Annotated in this window: 17 protein-coding genes; 7 read left to right on the top strand and 10 right to left on the bottom strand. The window is 70.7% G+C overall.

Annotated features, from left to right (window positions below; translation table 11 throughout):
* Positions 1-1,043 precede the first annotated feature (1,043 nt).
* Positions 1,044-1,427, bottom strand: coding sequence for a MerR family transcriptional regulator (locus GCN81_RS28765; RefSeq protein ID WP_156727475.1), 384 nt, complete (start codon positions 1,425-1,427; stop codon positions 1,044-1,046).
* A gap of 144 nt (positions 1,428-1,571) precedes the next feature.
* On the opposite strand from GCN81_RS28765, the gene GCN81_RS28770 reads away from it, so the two are divergent.
* Positions 1,572-2,708 (top strand): alkene reductase, encoded by a 1,137-nt coding sequence (locus GCN81_RS28770; RefSeq protein WP_156727476.1) that lies wholly within the window; start codon positions 1,572-1,574, stop codon positions 2,706-2,708.
* Positions 2,709-2,728: 20 nt separating this feature from the next.
* Here the strand turns inward: GCN81_RS28770 and GCN81_RS28775 are convergent, their stop codons facing one another.
* Positions 2,729-3,301, bottom strand: coding sequence for an FABP family protein (locus GCN81_RS28775; protein WP_156727477.1), 573 nt, complete (start codon positions 3,299-3,301; stop codon positions 2,729-2,731).
* 309 nt (positions 3,302-3,610) lie between these two features.
* On the opposite strand from GCN81_RS28775, the gene GCN81_RS28780 reads away from it, so the two are divergent.
* Positions 3,611-3,973 carry a DsrE family protein gene (locus GCN81_RS28780; protein ID WP_156727478.1) on the top strand — a complete coding sequence of 121 codons (363 nt, stop codon included), beginning with the start codon at positions 3,611-3,613 and terminating at the stop codon, positions 3,971-3,973.
* Between the two features lie 10 nt (positions 3,974-3,983).
* Here GCN81_RS28780 and GCN81_RS28785 read toward each other — a convergent pair whose 3' ends face one another.
* The 7 genes from GCN81_RS28785 to GCN81_RS28815 all read right to left on the bottom strand — a co-directional run bounded on the left by GCN81_RS28785 (position 3,984) and on the right by GCN81_RS28815 (position 9,567).
* Positions 3,984-4,250, bottom strand: a complete 267-nt coding sequence (locus GCN81_RS28785; protein ID WP_156727479.1) for a DUF3099 domain-containing protein — start codon at positions 4,248-4,250, stop codon at positions 3,984-3,986.
* 103 nt (positions 4,251-4,353) lie between these two features.
* Positions 4,354-4,644 (bottom strand): DUF1416 domain-containing protein, encoded by a 291-nt coding sequence (locus GCN81_RS28790; RefSeq protein ID WP_156727480.1) that lies wholly within the window; start codon positions 4,642-4,644, stop codon positions 4,354-4,356.
* Positions 4,645-4,737: 93 nt separating this feature from the next.
* Positions 4,738-5,574: a sulfurtransferase gene (locus tag GCN81_RS28795; RefSeq protein WP_156727481.1), complete on the bottom strand. Its 837-nt coding sequence runs from the start codon at positions 5,572-5,574 to the stop codon at positions 4,738-4,740.
* Between the two features lie 524 nt (positions 5,575-6,098).
* Positions 6,099-6,845 (bottom strand): LmeA family phospholipid-binding protein, encoded by a 747-nt coding sequence (locus GCN81_RS28800; RefSeq protein ID WP_156727482.1) that lies wholly within the window; start codon positions 6,843-6,845, stop codon positions 6,099-6,101.
* 120 nt (positions 6,846-6,965) lie between these two features.
* The gene (locus tag GCN81_RS28805; protein WP_156727483.1) at positions 6,966-8,243 is read right to left on the bottom strand and encodes a hypothetical protein; all 1,278 of its coding nucleotides are present in this window, start codon (positions 8,241-8,243) and stop codon (positions 6,966-6,968) included.
* Positions 8,244-8,250: 7 nt separating this feature from the next.
* Positions 8,251-8,505: a MoaD/ThiS family protein gene (locus GCN81_RS28810; RefSeq protein WP_156727484.1), complete on the bottom strand. Its 255-nt coding sequence runs from the start codon at positions 8,503-8,505 to the stop codon at positions 8,251-8,253.
* 57 nt (positions 8,506-8,562) lie between these two features.
* Positions 8,563-9,567 (bottom strand): alpha/beta hydrolase, encoded by a 1,005-nt coding sequence (locus tag GCN81_RS28815; RefSeq protein ID WP_156727485.1) that lies wholly within the window; start codon positions 9,565-9,567, stop codon positions 8,563-8,565.
* 279 nt (positions 9,568-9,846) lie between these two features.
* On the opposite strand from GCN81_RS28815, the gene GCN81_RS28820 reads away from it, so the two are divergent.
* The 5 genes from GCN81_RS28820 to GCN81_RS28840 all read left to right on the top strand — a co-directional run bounded on the left by GCN81_RS28820 (position 9,847) and on the right by GCN81_RS28840 (position 15,187).
* Positions 9,847-10,680, top strand: coding sequence for a response regulator transcription factor (locus GCN81_RS28820; RefSeq protein ID WP_156727486.1), 834 nt, complete (start codon positions 9,847-9,849; stop codon positions 10,678-10,680).
* A gap of 24 nt (positions 10,681-10,704) precedes the next feature.
* Positions 10,705-11,733, top strand: a complete 1,029-nt coding sequence (locus tag GCN81_RS28825) for a LacI family DNA-binding transcriptional regulator (RefSeq protein WP_156727487.1) — start codon at positions 10,705-10,707, stop codon at positions 11,731-11,733.
* Between the two features lie 116 nt (positions 11,734-11,849).
* On the top strand, positions 11,850-12,905 hold the full coding sequence (locus GCN81_RS28830) for a S1C family serine protease (protein ID WP_156727488.1): 1,056 nt from the start codon (positions 11,850-11,852) through the stop codon (positions 12,903-12,905).
* 105 nt (positions 12,906-13,010) lie between these two features.
* Positions 13,011-13,775 carry a response regulator transcription factor gene (locus GCN81_RS28835; RefSeq protein WP_156727489.1) on the top strand — a complete coding sequence of 255 codons (765 nt, stop codon included), beginning with the start codon at positions 13,011-13,013 and terminating at the stop codon, positions 13,773-13,775.
* On the top strand, positions 13,772-15,187 hold the full coding sequence (locus GCN81_RS28840; RefSeq protein WP_231627052.1) for a sensor histidine kinase: 1,416 nt from the start codon (positions 13,772-13,774) through the stop codon (positions 15,185-15,187). The genes GCN81_RS28835 and GCN81_RS28840 overlap by 4 nt, the downstream gene beginning before the upstream one ends.
* 327 nt (positions 15,188-15,514) lie before the next feature.
* Here the strand turns inward: GCN81_RS28840 and GCN81_RS28845 are convergent, their stop codons facing one another.
* On the bottom strand, positions 15,515-16,645 hold the full coding sequence (locus GCN81_RS28845) for a methyltransferase domain-containing protein (protein ID WP_156727490.1): 1,131 nt from the start codon (positions 16,643-16,645) through the stop codon (positions 15,515-15,517).
* Positions 16,646-16,652: the final 7 nt, after the last annotated feature.

Consider the following 16,652-nt stretch of genomic DNA (forward strand, 5'->3'; position numbering starts at 1 on the left):
CGGGCGCGCGAGCGGCGCGTGGGAGTGGCGCCCGGCCTGGCGGCCACCGGCCGGTGGGGCGGGAGGGTACGTCTGGGGCTCGTGGGATCAGGTCGCGGAGTGAAGTGCGACTTTGGTACACCAAAAGTCGGGCAAAAGGGGCGGCTTGCTGTACCAAAGTCTCCCTTTACCTCCGACAGGGGTGGGATGGGGTCGCCGAGCAGCCCCCAGCTCGACTCACCGACCCTGACCCCGGGCCCTCGCTCAGCGTCACGCGCTGGGCGTGAGCGACGGCCGACAGCAGACCACCACCCCTGCCACCTGCCGACCTCAAGCCGAGGCCGCAGACACCGACACCGACACCGACACCGACACCGACACCGACACCGACACCGACAGGCCACACCCCACCACTCGCATCCCGCAACCACCCGCAACTGCCAAGCCGGGGCCCCACACCCGACCCCGCCGCTCGCGCGCCCGGCCACCCTCACTGTCCGCAGCCGCCAGGCCGACACCACACTCCCACCCGGCCTTGGCGCGCTCGGATCACCCACGACCCGCAGCCGCCGAGCCGGGGCAGCACAACCCACTCAGCCTTCGCGCGCACCGACCGCCCCCACGACCTGCAGGCGCTGAGCCGGTGTCGGGCCACCCATCCCCCTCGTGCGCACCGGCCACCCCCACGACCCGCAGCCGCTGAGCCGGTGTCGCACCACCCCACCCCCCTCATGCGCCCCAACAACCAATCCGCACCCGGCACTCAAACGCTCACCACCCTCCACCCGTCCCGCTGCCCTGTTTTTGGGCCGCCCGGTGTACCTCAGCCTCGCGGGTCCGGGACGGGTGTCAAGGGTGGAGCGACAGCGGAATCGGCGCAGCCGACGCGACCAAAGGGAGCGCCCTTTACACCCGGCCCGGACCCGCCACCATCCGACGAACCGGGCGGCCACCGGCGCCCAACGCGGTACTGGCCCACCACAACGCAGCCCCGCCCCACCCCCACCACCCCCACCACCCCAACCGACCCCGGCGCCGCTGGTGGTCCAGTACTCCACGGTCCGCTAGGTGCGGGTTGCCGTGCTGGGGGCGGTGGCTGACGCAGTGTCGATTGCTTCGGCCAGGACGTCGCGGGAGCGGACCAGGTCGGCGATCGTTCGGTCGATGCGGTCGCGTTCCGCGATCAGCTCGTTGACCAGCTGGGGCGTGGCGAACTCGTTCGGGCGGCCGTCCTCGTCCCGCATACACGGAAGCAGCCGCGCGATCTTCTTGCTGGTCAACCCTGCGGCGTAGAGCGCCTGGATACGGATGACCCGGTCGACCGCCCACGCGCCGAAGTTCCGATGACCACCGGGCGTTCGCTCGGCCCGCAGCAGGCCCTGCTGCTCGTAGTAGCGCAGGGAACGTTCACTCACCCCGCTCCGCCGCGCCAGTTCACCGATCCGCATGGTCCACCTCGCAACTGTCCGCCCCACCACTGTCCGACCCACAACTGTCCGACCCACAACTGTCCGCCCCGCAGGGCTGACACGGGCTTGACGCCCGACACGGGGCTTGAATCTGACACGGGTGTCACCTTTTACCGTACCGGCATGACGAGCACATCAGCTGACTCCCGCCTCTTCGACCCCGCCACCCTCGGGCCTCTGCGCCTGCCGAACCGGCTGGTGATGGCGCCGCTGACCCGTAACCGTGCCGGAGCCGACGGGGTTCCGCAGCCGATCATGGCCACCTACTACGCGCAGCGGGCCTCGGCGGGGCTGATCATCGCCGAGGCGACCACGCCCAACGCCGTCGGGCAGACCTACCCCAACATCCCCGCCATCCATGACCGAACCCATGTGACCGGGTGGCGGCGTGTCACCGACGCGGTACGTGCGGCCGGTGGCCGGATGTTCCTGCAGTTGCAGCACGGTGGCCGGGTCGGCCACCCGGACAACAGCGGGCTGATGCCGGTCGCGCCCTCGCCCGTTCCGCTGCCGGACACGATCCACACCCCCGGAGGGCGCGTGCCTTCCGTCGTTCCGCGTGAGCTGGCCCTCGGCGAGATACGGACCACGGTGGCCGACTTCGCCGCGGCCTCGCGCAACGCCATCGACGCGGGCTTCGCTGGCGTGGAGGTACACGCGGCCAACGGTCAGCTCATCCACCAGTTCCTGACGAAGAACACCAATCACCGCACCGACGCCTACGGGGGCCCGGTCGCCAGCCGCATCCGATTCGCGGTCGAGGTGGTCCGCGCCGTCGCCGACGCGATCGGTCCCGAACGCGTGGGCCTGCGTATCTCCCCTGGAGCCACCTTCAACGGCATCAAGGAAGAGGAAAGTGACGCCGAGCGCGTCTATACGGCACTCGTCGACGCCGTGGCCGAGATCAGCCCGGCCTACCTGCACATCGAGTTCGCCAACCCGGACCAGGGCCTCTTCCAGGACATTCGCGCGGCCTGGCCGGGCACTCTGATCGCCAACCCCGCGCTGGCGTGGGGGCAACCGCTGCCAGCCGACGGTGGCCGCCACGCGGGCGAGCGGCTCCTGGCCGCCGGAGCCGACCTGATCGCGCTGGGCCGTGCGTTCCTGGCCAACCCCGACCTGGTCGAACGGTTGCGCGTCGGCGCACCCCTCAACCCCGTACGGGACCAGTACACGATGTACACGGGTGGAGAGACGGGTTACACCGACTACCCCGTGCTGGCCGCCGCCGCCCCGCAGCCGGCTGGAACGCCTGGCTGAGGCGGGCAGCGGTCTCTTGTCTACTTGAAGAAGGCGATGCCGTCGTCGGGGAGGTCGCCGAGGTCCTTCGCCCAGGACTGGACGTCCTCGGGGGTGACGACCTTCTTCAGCTGAGCTGACATGTACGGGCGCAGCGGGACCTCGGGGGTCTGCTTCTCGCCGACCCACATCAGGTCGCTCTTGACGTAGCCGTACAGGCGCTTACCGCCGCTGTACGGGCCGGACGCGGCGGTGCGGGCGACCGCGTCCGTTGCCAGGTCGATCTGCGGCTTCTTGTCCGCCAGCTCGCCGTACCAGACCTCGACGACACCGTCGTCGCGGACCATCACGACCTCGACCTTGCGCTCCTTGTCGATACGCCAGAAGCCGGACTCGGACTCCAGCGGCTTGACCTTGTTGCCCTCGGCGTCGAGCACCCAGGTGTGGGAGCGATACTCCAGGAAGTCCCGGCCGTCGTGGCTGAAGCTGACCTCCTGCCCGAAGTTGCACTTCTCGGCGCCGGGGAAGTCAGAGACTCCCGCGCCCGCCCAGTTGCCCAGCAGGAAGGCGAGGGGGACGAGGTCCGGGTGGAGGTCGGACGGGATCTCGATCATGAGTTCAGCTCAGGCGATCTGTGTAGGAGGCGGTGCGGGGTGTGCGGGCGGTCAGCGCTGGCCCTGGTACAGCTTCTTCACGGCCAGCACGGAGAACGCGAGAACGCCGACGGCGACCAGAACCAACAGAGACTCGAAGAATGCCACAAGCACGGGGTGCTCCTCGATGAGCGATGGTGAACGGTGAGTGGTGGATGGGCGTGGTGGATGGTGAGCAGGACAGAGCCGGACCCAGCTTAGTCGGCCGCCGCCCGGCTCTCTCTGTGAGGTCCGCCGGGTGTGATTTCAGTGCGGGCATACAGTGCGGGCATGGCGAAGAAGCTCGTGATCAAGGTGACCGCCGGGGCCGATGCCCCTGAGCGCTGCTCGCAGGCCTTTACGGTGGCGGCTGTGGCCGCGGCCAGTGGGGTGGAGATCTCGCTGTGGCTGACCGGTGAGTCGGCGTGGTTCGCGTTGCCGGGGCGGGCCGCGGAGTTTGAGCTGCCGCATGCCGCGCCGTTGCCGGATCTGCTGGCGTCGATCCAGGCGGCCGGGCAGGTCACGCTGTGTACGCAGTGCGCGGCCCGACGGGACATCGGCGAGAAGGACGTGCTGGAGGGGGTGCGGATTGCGGGGGCTCAGGTGTTCGTCAGCGAGATCATGGCGGATGGGGCCCAGGCGCTCGTCTACTGAACCCGGCCGGTCATTCGGAGCCGCGGCGCTTCTTGCCGTCCAGTTCGTCCCACCACTCGTCGGACTTCGGGTCCCCGGACGGATCGTCCCACCAGCGGTCGTCCGGGCCTCGCCGGTTGGCGACGATGGCGGAGAGCGGCGCGAGGACCATCGCGACCACGCACATTGCGACAGCCGCGGGGACCGACCAGAGCCGTACGACGGCCGACCCCAGTACGAACAGGGCCAGACAGCCGCCCATCATGACGAAGTAGACATGCATCCGTCTCGCCAGCATAGGTCCAGCGTAGGACGGAAAAGCCGGAGAGCCGCACCCTTTGTCCTGGTAAGCGTCCAACCCCCAGGGGCGCGGCCCTCCGGCCGTAGGTGTGCCGTCTGGATCAGACGGCGATGGCGACCTCGGCCGCCCCGCCCTGCTGGGCCACGACCGTACGGTCGGCCGTCGCGCCGGGCACCAGGGCCCGCAGGGTCCACGTACCGGGCGCCGCGAAGAAGCGGAACTGTCCGGTCGCCGAGGTCGGAACCTCGGCGGTGAACTCGCCGCCGCCGTCGAGCAGACGTACGTAGCCGGAGACCGGCTCGCCGTCGCGGGTCACGGAACCCTGGATGATCGTCTCCCCGGCCACGTCAACGCCTGCCAGGTCCGGGCCGCCAGCCTTTGCTCCACACATCTCGTCAGTCCTGTCCTCTGGTGCGAGTGGGTCGGTTGGTGTCGCTCAGTCGCTCAGTAGCTCAGTTGCTGAGTCGCTGAATCGGTCAGTCGCTCAGTTGGAGCCGAGCTCGATCGGCACGCCGACCAAGGAGCCGTACTCGGTCCACGAGCCGTCGTAGTTCTTGACGTTCTCGACGCCGAGCAGCTCGTGCAGCACGAACCAGGTGAGCGCCGAGCGCTCACCGATGCGGCAGTAGGCGATGGTGTCCTTGGCGAGGTCGACCTGCTCGTCGGCGTAGAGCTGCTTGAGGTCGTCGTCCGACTTGAAGGTGCCGTCGTCGTTGGCGTTCTTGGACCACGGGATGCTGCGGGCGCTCGGTACGTGGCCGGGGCGCTGCGACTGTTCCTGCGGCAGGTGGGCCGGGGCGAGGAGCTTGCCGCTGAACTCGTCGGGCGAGCGTACGTCGACGATGTTCTGGGTGCCGATCGCGGCGAGCACGTCGTCGCGGAAGGCGCGGATCGCGGTGTTCTGAGCCTTGGCCTTGTACTCGGTGGCCGGGCGCTTGGGGACCTCGCTGACCAGGTCGCGGGAGTCCAGCTCCCACTTCTTGCGGCCGCCGTCGAGGAGCTTCACCGAGTCGTGGCCGTACAGCTTGAAGTACCAGTAGGCGTAGCTGGCGAACCAGTTGTTGTTGCCGCCGTAGAGGATGACCGTGTCGTCGTTCGCGATGCCGCGCTGCGAGAGCAGGGCCTCGAAACCGGCCTGGTCGACGAAGTCGCGGCGGACCGGGTCCTGCAGGTCCTGCTTCCAGTCGATCTTGACGGCGTTCGTGATGTGGTTCTTGTCGTACGCGGAGGTGTCCTCGTCGACCTCGACGATGACGACCTTCGGGTTGTCGAGGTTGGCCTCGACCCAGTCGGCGTCTACCAGGACGTCACTGCGGCTCATGTTTTCTACTCCTCCGGGGCAGTTCGGGGCAGTTCGGGGCAGTTCGGGCAGTTGCGGCGGGGGCGGTACGCGAGAGTGTGCTGCTGCGGACGTCGGGTCGGCACGAGCGTTTGCGGGTATGCGTCAGCGTCGGCGCAGGGCACACGGGCGGCCCTGACTGAGGTCGAAGGGCCTGGGATACGGGAGTGGGAACTCCCGCTCAGATGGCGCGACAGAGCATGGCGGCGACGCGGCACAGGTCTACTGCCCGCCGCTTCGTGAGGTCCGCCTGTCGCTGCTTCATGGGGTCGATCGTAGGGATGCTGCCGGGCCGTGTCACCGGCGTGTCGGATCGTGAGACGCGATCGTCCGCATGTCGGGATCGAATGCGGGTCGAGGCTGGCCCCGCACGGGGACGGGGCGGCTCGGGGGTGCTGTGTATCTACTGATCGGACGAGGGCGTCTCGAATTTCGGACAACCTCGCATTTCGCTGGCCGGGACCGGTCAGCGACTCACCGAGTTAGCGACTCACCGAGTTAGCGAGTTAGCCCGCCAGCCTCACCTGGGAGCCCGTCACCGAGATCGCGACACCGTCCGCCACCGCCTCCACCTTCTCCAGGCCGATCCCGGACGGCAGCCCGTCGACCTTCTGCTCGAAGTCGGTGATCTCCCGCAGCTTCGCGTCGGCGATCGGCAGCGCGGTCAGCCGCGGCATCGTGTCCGCCCGTACCTTCACCGTGTTCCCGCCATCGACGATCACCGAACTCAGCACCTCCGCGGGGGTGGTGAACTTCTGCCCGGTGCCCGGCATCGTGCCGGTGACCTCGATCTCGACCTTGATCTTGCCGTCGCCGCCGTCGGACAGGCCGGTCACCTTGGCGGTCACTCCGGGCATCACCTGTACGGGCTCCACCTCGGCGGCCTTCAGCAGTTCGGCATACGAGATCCGGGCCGAGCCGGTGGCCCGACTCGCGGTGGCCGAGCTGTAGTTGTTGGAGAACGCGACGTCGTGCATCGTGGCCTTCAGCTCCTCGATGCGGACCTTCTCGCCCTCGTTCGACGCCTCCAGGCCGTCGATGCCGATCCGCACCTCGTCGAACTCACCGCTCATGACCTGGGTGAGGAACGGGAAGCCCTTGATCGAGACGTCCGGCGTCTGCGCCAGGCCCTCGCTGGTCCGCAGCCGGTCCGCCGCCTTGTCCTCGGCGAAGCCGACCGCCAGGCGGTCGGCCGCCACGAACAGGCCCCCCAGAACCACAGTGATGATCAGGATGATTCGCAGTGCGCGCATGATTCGGTGTTTCCCCCACCTCAGCTGTCGTTGTTCGACCCTAAACGACACATCCCCCACGACTTGCCGTCGCGGGGGACTGTCGACCAGCTGTGACGATCAGGGGTTTCGGCCGGGCTCTCAGGCCACGACCCGGCCCAGTACGTACACCGCGGGCGCGGCCAGTGCCAGCGGCAGCGCGACACCCGCCGTCATGTGCACGAAGCGGGACGGGTAGTCGTAGCTGGCCACCCGCAGCCCGACCAGCGCGCACACCCCGGCGCCGAGCCCCAGCAGCGCCGCGCCCTGGGCGACGACGCCGGTCAGCTGCCCGGCGACGATCCCGGCACCGGCAGCGGCCAACAGCGCCACCACGACGGAGGCCACACCGGGCAGCGGCAGCGCTCGGGCGAGTACGGCGGCGGCCACGGCCACCGCGCCCACCGAGATCGCCGCGGGTTCCGCCCCGAGGTGCCCGGCCGCCAGGATGGCCAGCGCCGCCGACGCGACGGTCGCCATCAGGCCGTACATCCGCTCGTCGGCGCCCGCGCGGCTGCGCAGCTGGAGTACGAGGGTGAGCAGCACCCACCCACCGAGGGTGCCCAGGATCGCGGCGGGCGCGTGCTCCCGGCCGACGCCCAGCAGCACCGCGTCCGCGACGACGCCGCCCAGGAAGGCGAGCGCGATGCCCTGCCGGGCGGGCCACATGCCGTTCAGCCGGAACCAGCCCGCCGCGGTGACGGCCTGCAACAGCACCAGCGGCACCAGCAGCGCGTACGACCCGATCGCGGCGCCGCCCGCGAGCAGCAGGGCCAGTACGGCGGTGAGCGCGGCGGGCTGCATACCGGGCGCGATGATCGGCGACCGGCCCTCGGCGCGGGCCCGCTGGGCGTCGGTGATCCGGGGGTTGCCGGTGGTGGTGGCGGGTCCGTAGCCGGGGCCCGCGGCTGCGGCGTCATCCGGCCGCGGGTGAGCAGCCGTGTGCGGAGAGGTCGGCGCCGGGGCTTCGGACGCGTGGGTCGGGTACGCGTGCGCCGCAGCCCCGTACGGCTGCTCGGGCGCCAGGGGCTGCGCGAAGGGGGCGTAGCCATGCTCGGGCCCGATGACCGGCTCCGGCGAGGCCTGCTGCGGCAGATACGCCGTCTCCGCCGCGTTCAGGGGCGCGGCGGGTGCGGCCGGTGCCGTCGGCGCCACGGGGGGCTGGACCGAGGTCTCCCAGGTCTGCGCCTGCCAGGTCTGGGTCTGCTGCGAGTCGCCCGGCATCTGCTGCCCGGTGGGCCACTGCGAATCGGCGGGCCACTGCGGCTCGGGCTGCGGCGGGTACGGCTGATGCGGTTGGTACGGCTGCTGCTGGTGGTGCTGGTGGTGCTGGTCCTGCTGATACGGGTCGTCGTACGGGTCGTACGGCTGGTTACTCATCTCGCGGTCACCCTCCTGCGAACGGCGGGAGCACCTCGACCGTGCCGCCCTCGGCCAGCGGTACGGTCTCATGCGCACGGGTACCGACAGGGTCACCGTCAATAAGGAACGAGCATCGCCGCAGGACGCGCTCCAGTTCCCCGGGGTGTCGCAGCCGCGCGGCGTCCAGCGCGTCGGCCAGGGTCGCCGCGTCATACGGCTCCTCTGCGACACCGGCGGCCGACTTGGCGGCCGCCCAGTAGCGGATAGTGCCGATTGCCATCGCAGCGGCTCCTTACGTTGTAGTACCGCCTCCATGATGCGGCCTGTGGCAGGGCGCTCAGACCCGGGCCGCCACCGCCCAGGCCCCGATCCGCGCCAGCAGCGCGTCGTCCGCCGCGTGCTCGGCGTGGCCCATCCCCGGCTCCAGCCACAGTTCCGTGTCGTCGGGCGCCGCCGAGGCCAGCATCCGGGGGTGGTCCAGGGGGAAGTACGGATCGGCGTCGCCGTGCACGATGAGCAGCGGCGTCGGGGCGATCAGCGGCACGGCCGCGACCGGCGACAGCGGCACCGGGTCCCACTCGTCGCGCTGGATACGGGTGCCCAGGACATGGCGGCCGACCGCCCGGCCGAGAGGGCGGGTGACCACCCAGTGCAGCCGCCGCATCGGAGCCGTACCGCGGTAGTACCAGCGGGCCGGGCCACTGACGGACACCACACCGTCAACGCCGTCAACGCCGTCAACGCCGTCGACAGCGGCAACACCCGCGACGCCATCGACACCGTCAACCGCCGTACCGACCGCTCCACTAACCGCCCCATCGCGCGCCTCTACGCGCCCCCAGCCTTCCATGCGCCCCCCGCGCGCCGCCCCCTCCCTCGCCCCCTCCCGGGAACGCCCCAGCGCCGCCTGCCGCAGCACCACCGAACCGCCCATGGAGAAGCCAACGGTCACCACGCGCGCGTGCCCGAACGAACGCGCCCACCGCACGGCCGCCGCCAGGTCCAGCACCTCGCGATCACCGACCGTCGAGCGCCCGGCCGACTTCCCGTGGCCCCGGAAGGAGAACGTGACCACGGCCGCGTACCGCGTGAAGACCCCCGCCGCCCGCCGCACATGCGGCCGCTCCAGATTCCCCGTGAAACCGTGCGCGACCACGATGACCGGTCCTTCGGCGCCGAGCGCGCCCGGCTCGTACCGCGCGTCGATCGCGACCCCGTCAGCCGTGCGCAAAGTCGCGCGCAAACCAGAGTGCAATGTGGCCCGCGCCACACCAACCGTCTCGTGCCGAGTGATCGGCTGCACAGAAGATCCTTCGGTTCGGCCTGCCGCGGCGGAAGTCATGTGGGTTATTCTGCTTGGCGAAGGACCCGGGCAACGCAGCCCCTGGGTCCTTTCGTGCTTTCCGGCAGGCTTTAGGCCTCAAGCCCGATACCCACCGGAAGGCGAAGTGTGGAAAGCGGCGGCTCCAGGGCGCGGGACCGCCAAAGCACCACCAGCAACACCAGCACCACAGCACGACCAGCACTGCCACATACGTCCTCGCAGGGACCGAGGAGGAACCGACGTAATGGGCGAGCGAAACCAGCACCACCCCAGTCCGAGCCAGGCAGGTGGGCGGCCATGAGTTCTCTGCTGCTGCTCACCAATGCCCTCCAGCCGTCGACGGAGGTACTCCCCGCCCTTGGCTTGCTGTTGCACAACGTGCGGGTGGCCCCCGCCGAGGGCCCGGCACTCGTCGACACCCCAGGTGCCGACGTGATCCTGATCGACGGCCGCCGTGACCTTCCGCAGGTCCGCAGCCTCTGCCAACTTCTGCGGTCGACCGGCCCCGGCTGTCCGCTGGTGCTCGTGGTCACCGAGGGCGGCCTCGCGGCCGTCACCGCTGACTGGGGCATCGACGATGTCCTGCTCGACACCGCGGGCCCGGCCGAGGTCGAGGCCCGGCTGCGGCTCGCGATGGGCCGCCAGCAGCTCACCGGCGACGATTCCCCGATGGAGATCCGTAACGGCGACCTCTCCGTGGACGAGGCGACCTACAGCGCCAAGCTCAAGGGCCGGGTCCTGGACCTGACCTTCAAGGAGTTCGAGCTGCTGAAGTACCTCGCCCAGCACCCCGGCCGGGTCTTCACCCGGGCGCAGCTGCTCCAGGAGGTCTGGGGCTACGACTACTTCGGCGGCACGCGTACGGTCGACGTCCACGTACGGCGGCTGCGGGCCAAGCTGGGCCCGGAGCACGAGGCGCTGATCGGCACCGTCCGTAACGTCGGATACCGATTCGTCACCCCGGAAAAGGTCGACCGGGGCGCGGACGAGAAGCAGGCGAAGGCCGCCCGCCCCCAGCCGCCTGGCGAGGGGCAGAAGAGCGCGCCCCCGAGCGCACAGCCGACCGAATCGGCACCCGCCCCGTCGGACTCCGTGCATAACGATGCGGTCATGCGCCCTGCCAAGCGATGACTCTTCCCGCGTAGACTCACGCGCGTGGCCAAGGTGACTAGGGACGATGTAGCGCGACTGGCGGGTACGTCGACCGCGGTCGTCAGCTACGTCATCAACAACGGACCGAGGCCGGTCGCCCCGGCCACGCGCGAGCGGGTACTCGCCGCGATCAAGGAGCTGGGCTACCGCCCGGACCGGGTCGCGCAGGCGATGGCGTCGCGCCGTACGGACCTCATAGGCATGATCGTGCCGGACGCGCGGCAGCCGTTCTTCGCGGAGATGTCACACGCCGTGGAGCAGGCCGCCGCCGACCGCGGAAAGATGGTCCTGGTCGGCAACTCCGACTACCTGCACGAACGCGAGGTGCACTACCTGCGGGCGTTCCTCGGCATGCGGGTCTCCGGTCTGATCCTGGTCAGCCAGGGCCTCACCGCGCAGGCCGCCGCCGAGATCGACGCCTGGGACGCGCGCGTGGTGCTGCTGCACGAGCGGCCCGAGGCCATGACCGCCGACGACGTCGCGGTCGTCACGGACGACATCGGCGGGGCGCAGTTGGCCACCCGTCACCTCCTGGAGCACGGCTACGCCTACGTGGCCTGTCTGGGCGGCACCGAGGACACCCCGCTGACCGGCGACCCAGTCACCGACCACGTCGAGGGCTGGCGCCGGGCCATGCAGGAGGCGGGCCGCTCCACCGAGGGGCGGCTCTTTCACGCCCCGTTCAACCGCTATGACGCCTACCAGCTCGCGCTGACCCTGCTGGGCGGGCCCGACCGTCCGCCCGCGATCTTCTGCGCGACGGACGACCAGGCGATCGGTGTGCTGCGGGCCGCGCGCGAGCTGCGGATCGACGTGCCGGGCGAGCTGGCCGTCGCGGGCTTCGACGACGTCAAGGAAGCCGCGCTCACCGACCCGCCGCTGACGACGGTGGCATCGGACCGCCAGGCGATGGCGCGGGCGGCGGTCGACCTGGTCCTCGACGACGGGGTGCGGGCGGCGGGCTCCCGACGCGAGCGGCTGCGCCAGTTCCCGTCCCGGCTGACGGTCCGCCGCTCCTGCGGCTGCGACTGATCCGGCAGTCGGTAGTCCGGTCGTCCGGCTGCCTTTATATCGGGCATACACGGTTCTGCCGGGCTTCTCAGGGCGTACTCAGACAGCTCTCATGGTGGCTGGCGAAGCTCTGAGACATGACCGAGAGCTTCCGCCGCGACGGCGAGTACCCCGAGCAGCAGCCCACTGACAGCTCCGCTCCGAGTCCCGACGGCAGCGGGTACGACGGTAGCGGGTACGACGGCTTCCCGCCCCCGCCGCCGTACGCCCCACCGGCGCCCTACGCCCCACCCGCGCCCCCGACCCCGACCCGCCACCGCGCCAAGCGCCCGGTCGCCGTGCTCGCCGGTGTCGCCCTGTTCGCCGCGGCGATCGGCGGCGGCACCGCCTACGCCGCCCAGGAGCTGTTCGGGAGCGCGAGCCCCGCCGCCAGCTCCAGCACGCCCGTCGTACCCACCAGCCAGCGGGGCACGGTCAGCGGCGTCGCCGACGCGGTCAGCCCCAGCATCGTGGAGATCAGCGCGAACGGCGGCTCCGGCCAGTCCACCGGCTCCGGCGTGATCATCACCGAGGACGGCGAGATCATCACCAACAACCACGTCATCTCCGGCGCCAGCTCGATCAAGGTGACGACCAGCGACGGAAAGTCGTACGACGCCGAGGTGGTCGGCACCGACAGCTCCAAGGACCTGGCGCTGATCAAGCTGCGGGACGCGTCCGGCCTCAAGGCCGCCTCGCTCGGCGACTCCGACCACCTCAAGGTCGGCGATACGGTCGTCGCGATCGGCTCCCCCGAAGGCCTCACCGGCACCGTCACCAGCGGCATCATCTCCGCCCTCGACCGCGACGTCACGGTCTCGACGGACGGCGGCCAGGGCCAGCGCGGCGGAAACGGCGACGGCGGCGGCCAGGACCGGTGGCCGTTCGAGTACGGCGGTGAGCAGTTCAACGGCGACACCGGGTCGTCCAAGACGACGTACAAGGCCCTACAGACCGACGCCTCGCTCAACCCGGGCAACTCCGGTGGCGCGCTGATCGACATGAACGGCAACATCATCGGCATCAACTCCGCGATGTACTCACCGAGCGCCTCCTCCGGCGCGAACTCGGGCAGCGTCGGCCTCGGCTTCGCCATCCCGGTCAACACGGTCAAGGACGACCTCGCGGGGCTCCGCGCGGGCGAACGGAACTGAGAGCCTGTACCCGGACCACTCGAACGACCCGAACGACCCGAGCGACACGAGCGACACGAACCACTCGGACCCTGACCACCCGCACACCCCGAGGACCCGACACCGATGAACGCCGCCGCCCCCGATGCCGCCCCGCAGCGCATCCTGATCGTCGACGACGAGCCCGCCGTCCGCGAGGCCCTCCAGCGCAGCCTCGCCTTCGAGGGATACGCCACCGAGGTCGCCGGGGACGGAATCGAAGCGCTGGACAAGGCCGCGACGTACGCCCCCGACCTCGTCGTCCTCGATATCCAGATGCCCCGCATGGACGGCCTCACCGCGGCCCGCAGGCTGCGCGCCACCGGCTCCACGACCCCGATCCTGATGCTCACCGCGCGCGACACCATCGGCGACCGGGTCACCGGCCTCGACGCGGGAGCCGATGACTACCTGCCCAAGCCGTTCGAGCTGGACGAGCTGTTCGCCCGCATCCGCGCGCTGCTGCGGCGCAGCTCGTACGCGGCGGCCGTCAGCGCCGACCAGATCGACGACGACGTCCTGTCCTTCGGCGACCTCCGGATGAACCTGGCGACCCGCGAAGTGGTACGCGGCGCCCGCCCGGTCGAGCTGACCCGTACCGAGTTCACGCTCCTGGAGATGTTCCTGGCCCACCCGCGCCAGGTGCTCACCCGCGAGCAGATCCTGAAGGCCGTCTGGGGCTTCGACTTCGAGCCGAGCTCGAACTCCCTCGACGTGTACGTGATGTATCTGCGCCGCAAGACCGAGGCGGGCGGCGAGCCGCGCCTGCTGCACACCGTGCGCGGAGTCGGCTACGCCCTGCGGACCGCGGCCAGCCCGGGTGGCCCGGGTGGCCCAGGCGGCGCCGAGTGATCCGTCGCTTCCGGGCGCTGCCGCTGCGGACCCGGCTCGCGATGCTGGTGGCCACGGCGGTGGCGGTCGCGGTCGCGGCCGCCGCCGCGGCGTGCTGGCTGCTGACCCGGCAGCAGCTGCGAAGCGAGCTCGACACGTCCCTGCGGGGGATGAACGCCAGCCGCGACTACCTCTTGGACACGGTAAGCAAGTGCCGCGACGAGAGCCAGACAGCTCCCGCCGGGAACCTCCCTCCCGGCACCGCCTACATCCAGGTGATCCAGCCCGACGGCAGCCGTTGTGTCGGGTTCAGCTCGAAGTCGCTCCGGGTGGAGGACTCCGACCTGGAGGTCGCCCAGCAGTTCCTCCGTGAATCCCTGCACGACGGCCGCACCGACGACGGGCAGAAGGTCCGTGTCCTCACCCGCCAGGACACAGCGACCGGGCTCACCGTGTCGATCGCCCGCCCCACGTCGGAGATCGACAGCGCGCTGAACCAGCTGGCCCTGCTCCTCCTCGCCGTCGCCGGGATCGGCGTGCTCGGCGCCGGGGCGGCGGGCCTGGTGATCGCCCGTACCGGACTGCGCCCGGTCAACGACCTGACCGGAGCCGTCGAGCACATCGCCCGCACCCAGGACCTGACCGTCCGCATCCCGCTGGAGGGCGACAGCGACGACGAGATCGCCCGGCTGGCCCGCTCCTTCAACGCGATGACCGCCGCGCTGGCCTCGTCCCGCGACCTCCAGCAGCAGCTGATCGCGGACGCGGGCCACGAGCTCCGTACGCCGCTGACCTCACTCCGTACGAACATCGAACTCCTCGCCCGCAGCGAGGAGACCGGCCGCGCCATCCCCCCGGACGACCGCAAGGCACTCCTCGCCTCCGTCACCGCCCAGATGACCGAACTCGCCGCTCTCATCGGCGACCTACAGGAACTCTCCCGCCCGGACGCGACCTCCAGCGGCAAGATCCAGGTCGTCGCTCTGCACGAGATCGCCGAAACGGCCCTGGAGCGCGCCCGCCTGCGCGCGGGCCCCGACCTCACCATCACGGCGGACCTCACCCCGTGGTACGTACGGGCCGAGCCCCCCGCCCTAGAGCGCGCCCTGATCAACCTCCTGGACAACGCGGTCAAGTTCAGCCCGCAGAACTCCACCATCGAAGTGACCCTCCTCGACGGCGAACTGACCGTCCGCGACCACGGCCCCGGCATCTCCCCGGATGAACTCCCGCACGTCTTCGACCGCTTCTGGCGCTCCCCGGCGGCCCGCGCCCTGCCCGGCTCGGGCCTGGGCCTGTCCATCGTGGCCCGTACGGTGCACCAGTGCGGCGGCGAGGTGACGCTGCGCGCGGCGGAGGGCGGCGGCACGGCGGCGACGGTGCGCCTGCCGGGAGCGGCTACTCCGCCCCCGGAGGCACCCCCGCACACCTGAAAGCGAGTCAGCCAGTCACGTCACCGAGACGGAACAACTCGCGAACGGCACGCGGTTACAGCTAACGGACCAGGTCCACCACCGCGTGGAGAGCCAGCCCGTAAACGGCCATCAGCGTCAGCACCCACACGCACGACAGCGCACGCGCCCACCAGGCACGGCGGGACATCACGACCGCCCGCCCTTGAGTAGGCCCAGCGCCGACCGATGGCACAGGCACGTACCCACCAGGTACCGGACGCCGGGCGTGGGGTGCTCGCGCTGCGCCGCGTCACGGGAGTGGACGTGCATGCCAAGCGCGCAACGCGGCGAAAATGGCGGAGTCGGTCAGCTGATGGTCGCCGACCAGGCGCCGCGTTTGAGATGTGCGGTGCCGTCGGGGTCGATGCGGACGTGCGCGCCGTAGACGGGCAGGCCGCCCTCACAGTTGAGGCGGTGCCGGATACGTTCGAGTTCGTCCCACAGGCGGCGCGGCCCGCTCTGATGCACGGTGGGCGGGTCGGTCCACACGCCTGCAGCGCGCGCCCATGACCCGTCGGGGTGGAGCAACCACACGGTCCGCCGGTCTCCGTCGTCCATGCGCCGGTGCTCGACGCCCGGCACGGCGAGTTCGAGCATGGACCACACGTCCCACGCGTCCGGTACGTACAGCACGGGATACCGGCCGGTCGTCACCGCTTCCCCCTCCGCTGTCCTGGCCTGCTCGTACACCGCGTCGAGGCCGGGCGGGTAGTCGTCGCCATGGCGCGTGGCCATGAATCCGGCCGCGTCTGGCGTGATACGGCCAACGGCGCCGCCGTCGGGGGTCTTGTCCGCGGTGACGATCAGGCCCGTGCGGGCGATCGTCGTCACCAGGCGCCCGCCCGGCTTCAGCGCGGCCAGCCATGAGGCGGGAACGGGCTGTACGGACACGGTGGACACGATCCGGTCGTACGCACCAGGCAGGGGACCGGTGATGTCGCAGACGGCCACGCGCGGGTTCAGTCCGACGGATGCCAGCCGCTCGCTCGCTTTGTCGACGAGGGCGGGGTCTACGTCGATGCTCGTCACCTGCTTGTCTGTCAGGCGGCGACAGGCAAGCGCGGTGCCGTAGCCGGTTCCGGTCGTGACCAGCACGTCCGAGTCGTCCGCGATCACCGCGTGCCGGTACATGGTGACGACCAGGCTGGGCAGCGTCGAGGACGATGTGGGGTGCCCGCTGGTGACCTCGGCGCCGGGCTCGGCGTCGTCGGCGTGCAGCGGTCCCACGCGGGTCACGAGCGTGCCGTGACCGTACGCCGCCCGCGCCCACGCCTCGGGGTCGCTGGGGCCGTCCCGCAGCACCCACCGGTCACCGTCGTTCGCCCACCAGCGCGGCACGAGGACGTGCCGGGGGACGGTGGCGAGCGGCCCGTACCAGCGCGATTCGGGCCGGACGGTGTCGGCCGCCAGCCGCCGCGCGTGTGTCTCCCAGTCCATGACCAGC

Origin of the sequence: Streptomyces apocyni, assembly GCF_009739465.1 — a bacterium.
Taxonomy (GTDB): domain Bacteria; phylum Actinomycetota; class Actinomycetes; order Streptomycetales; family Streptomycetaceae; genus Streptomyces; species Streptomyces apocyni.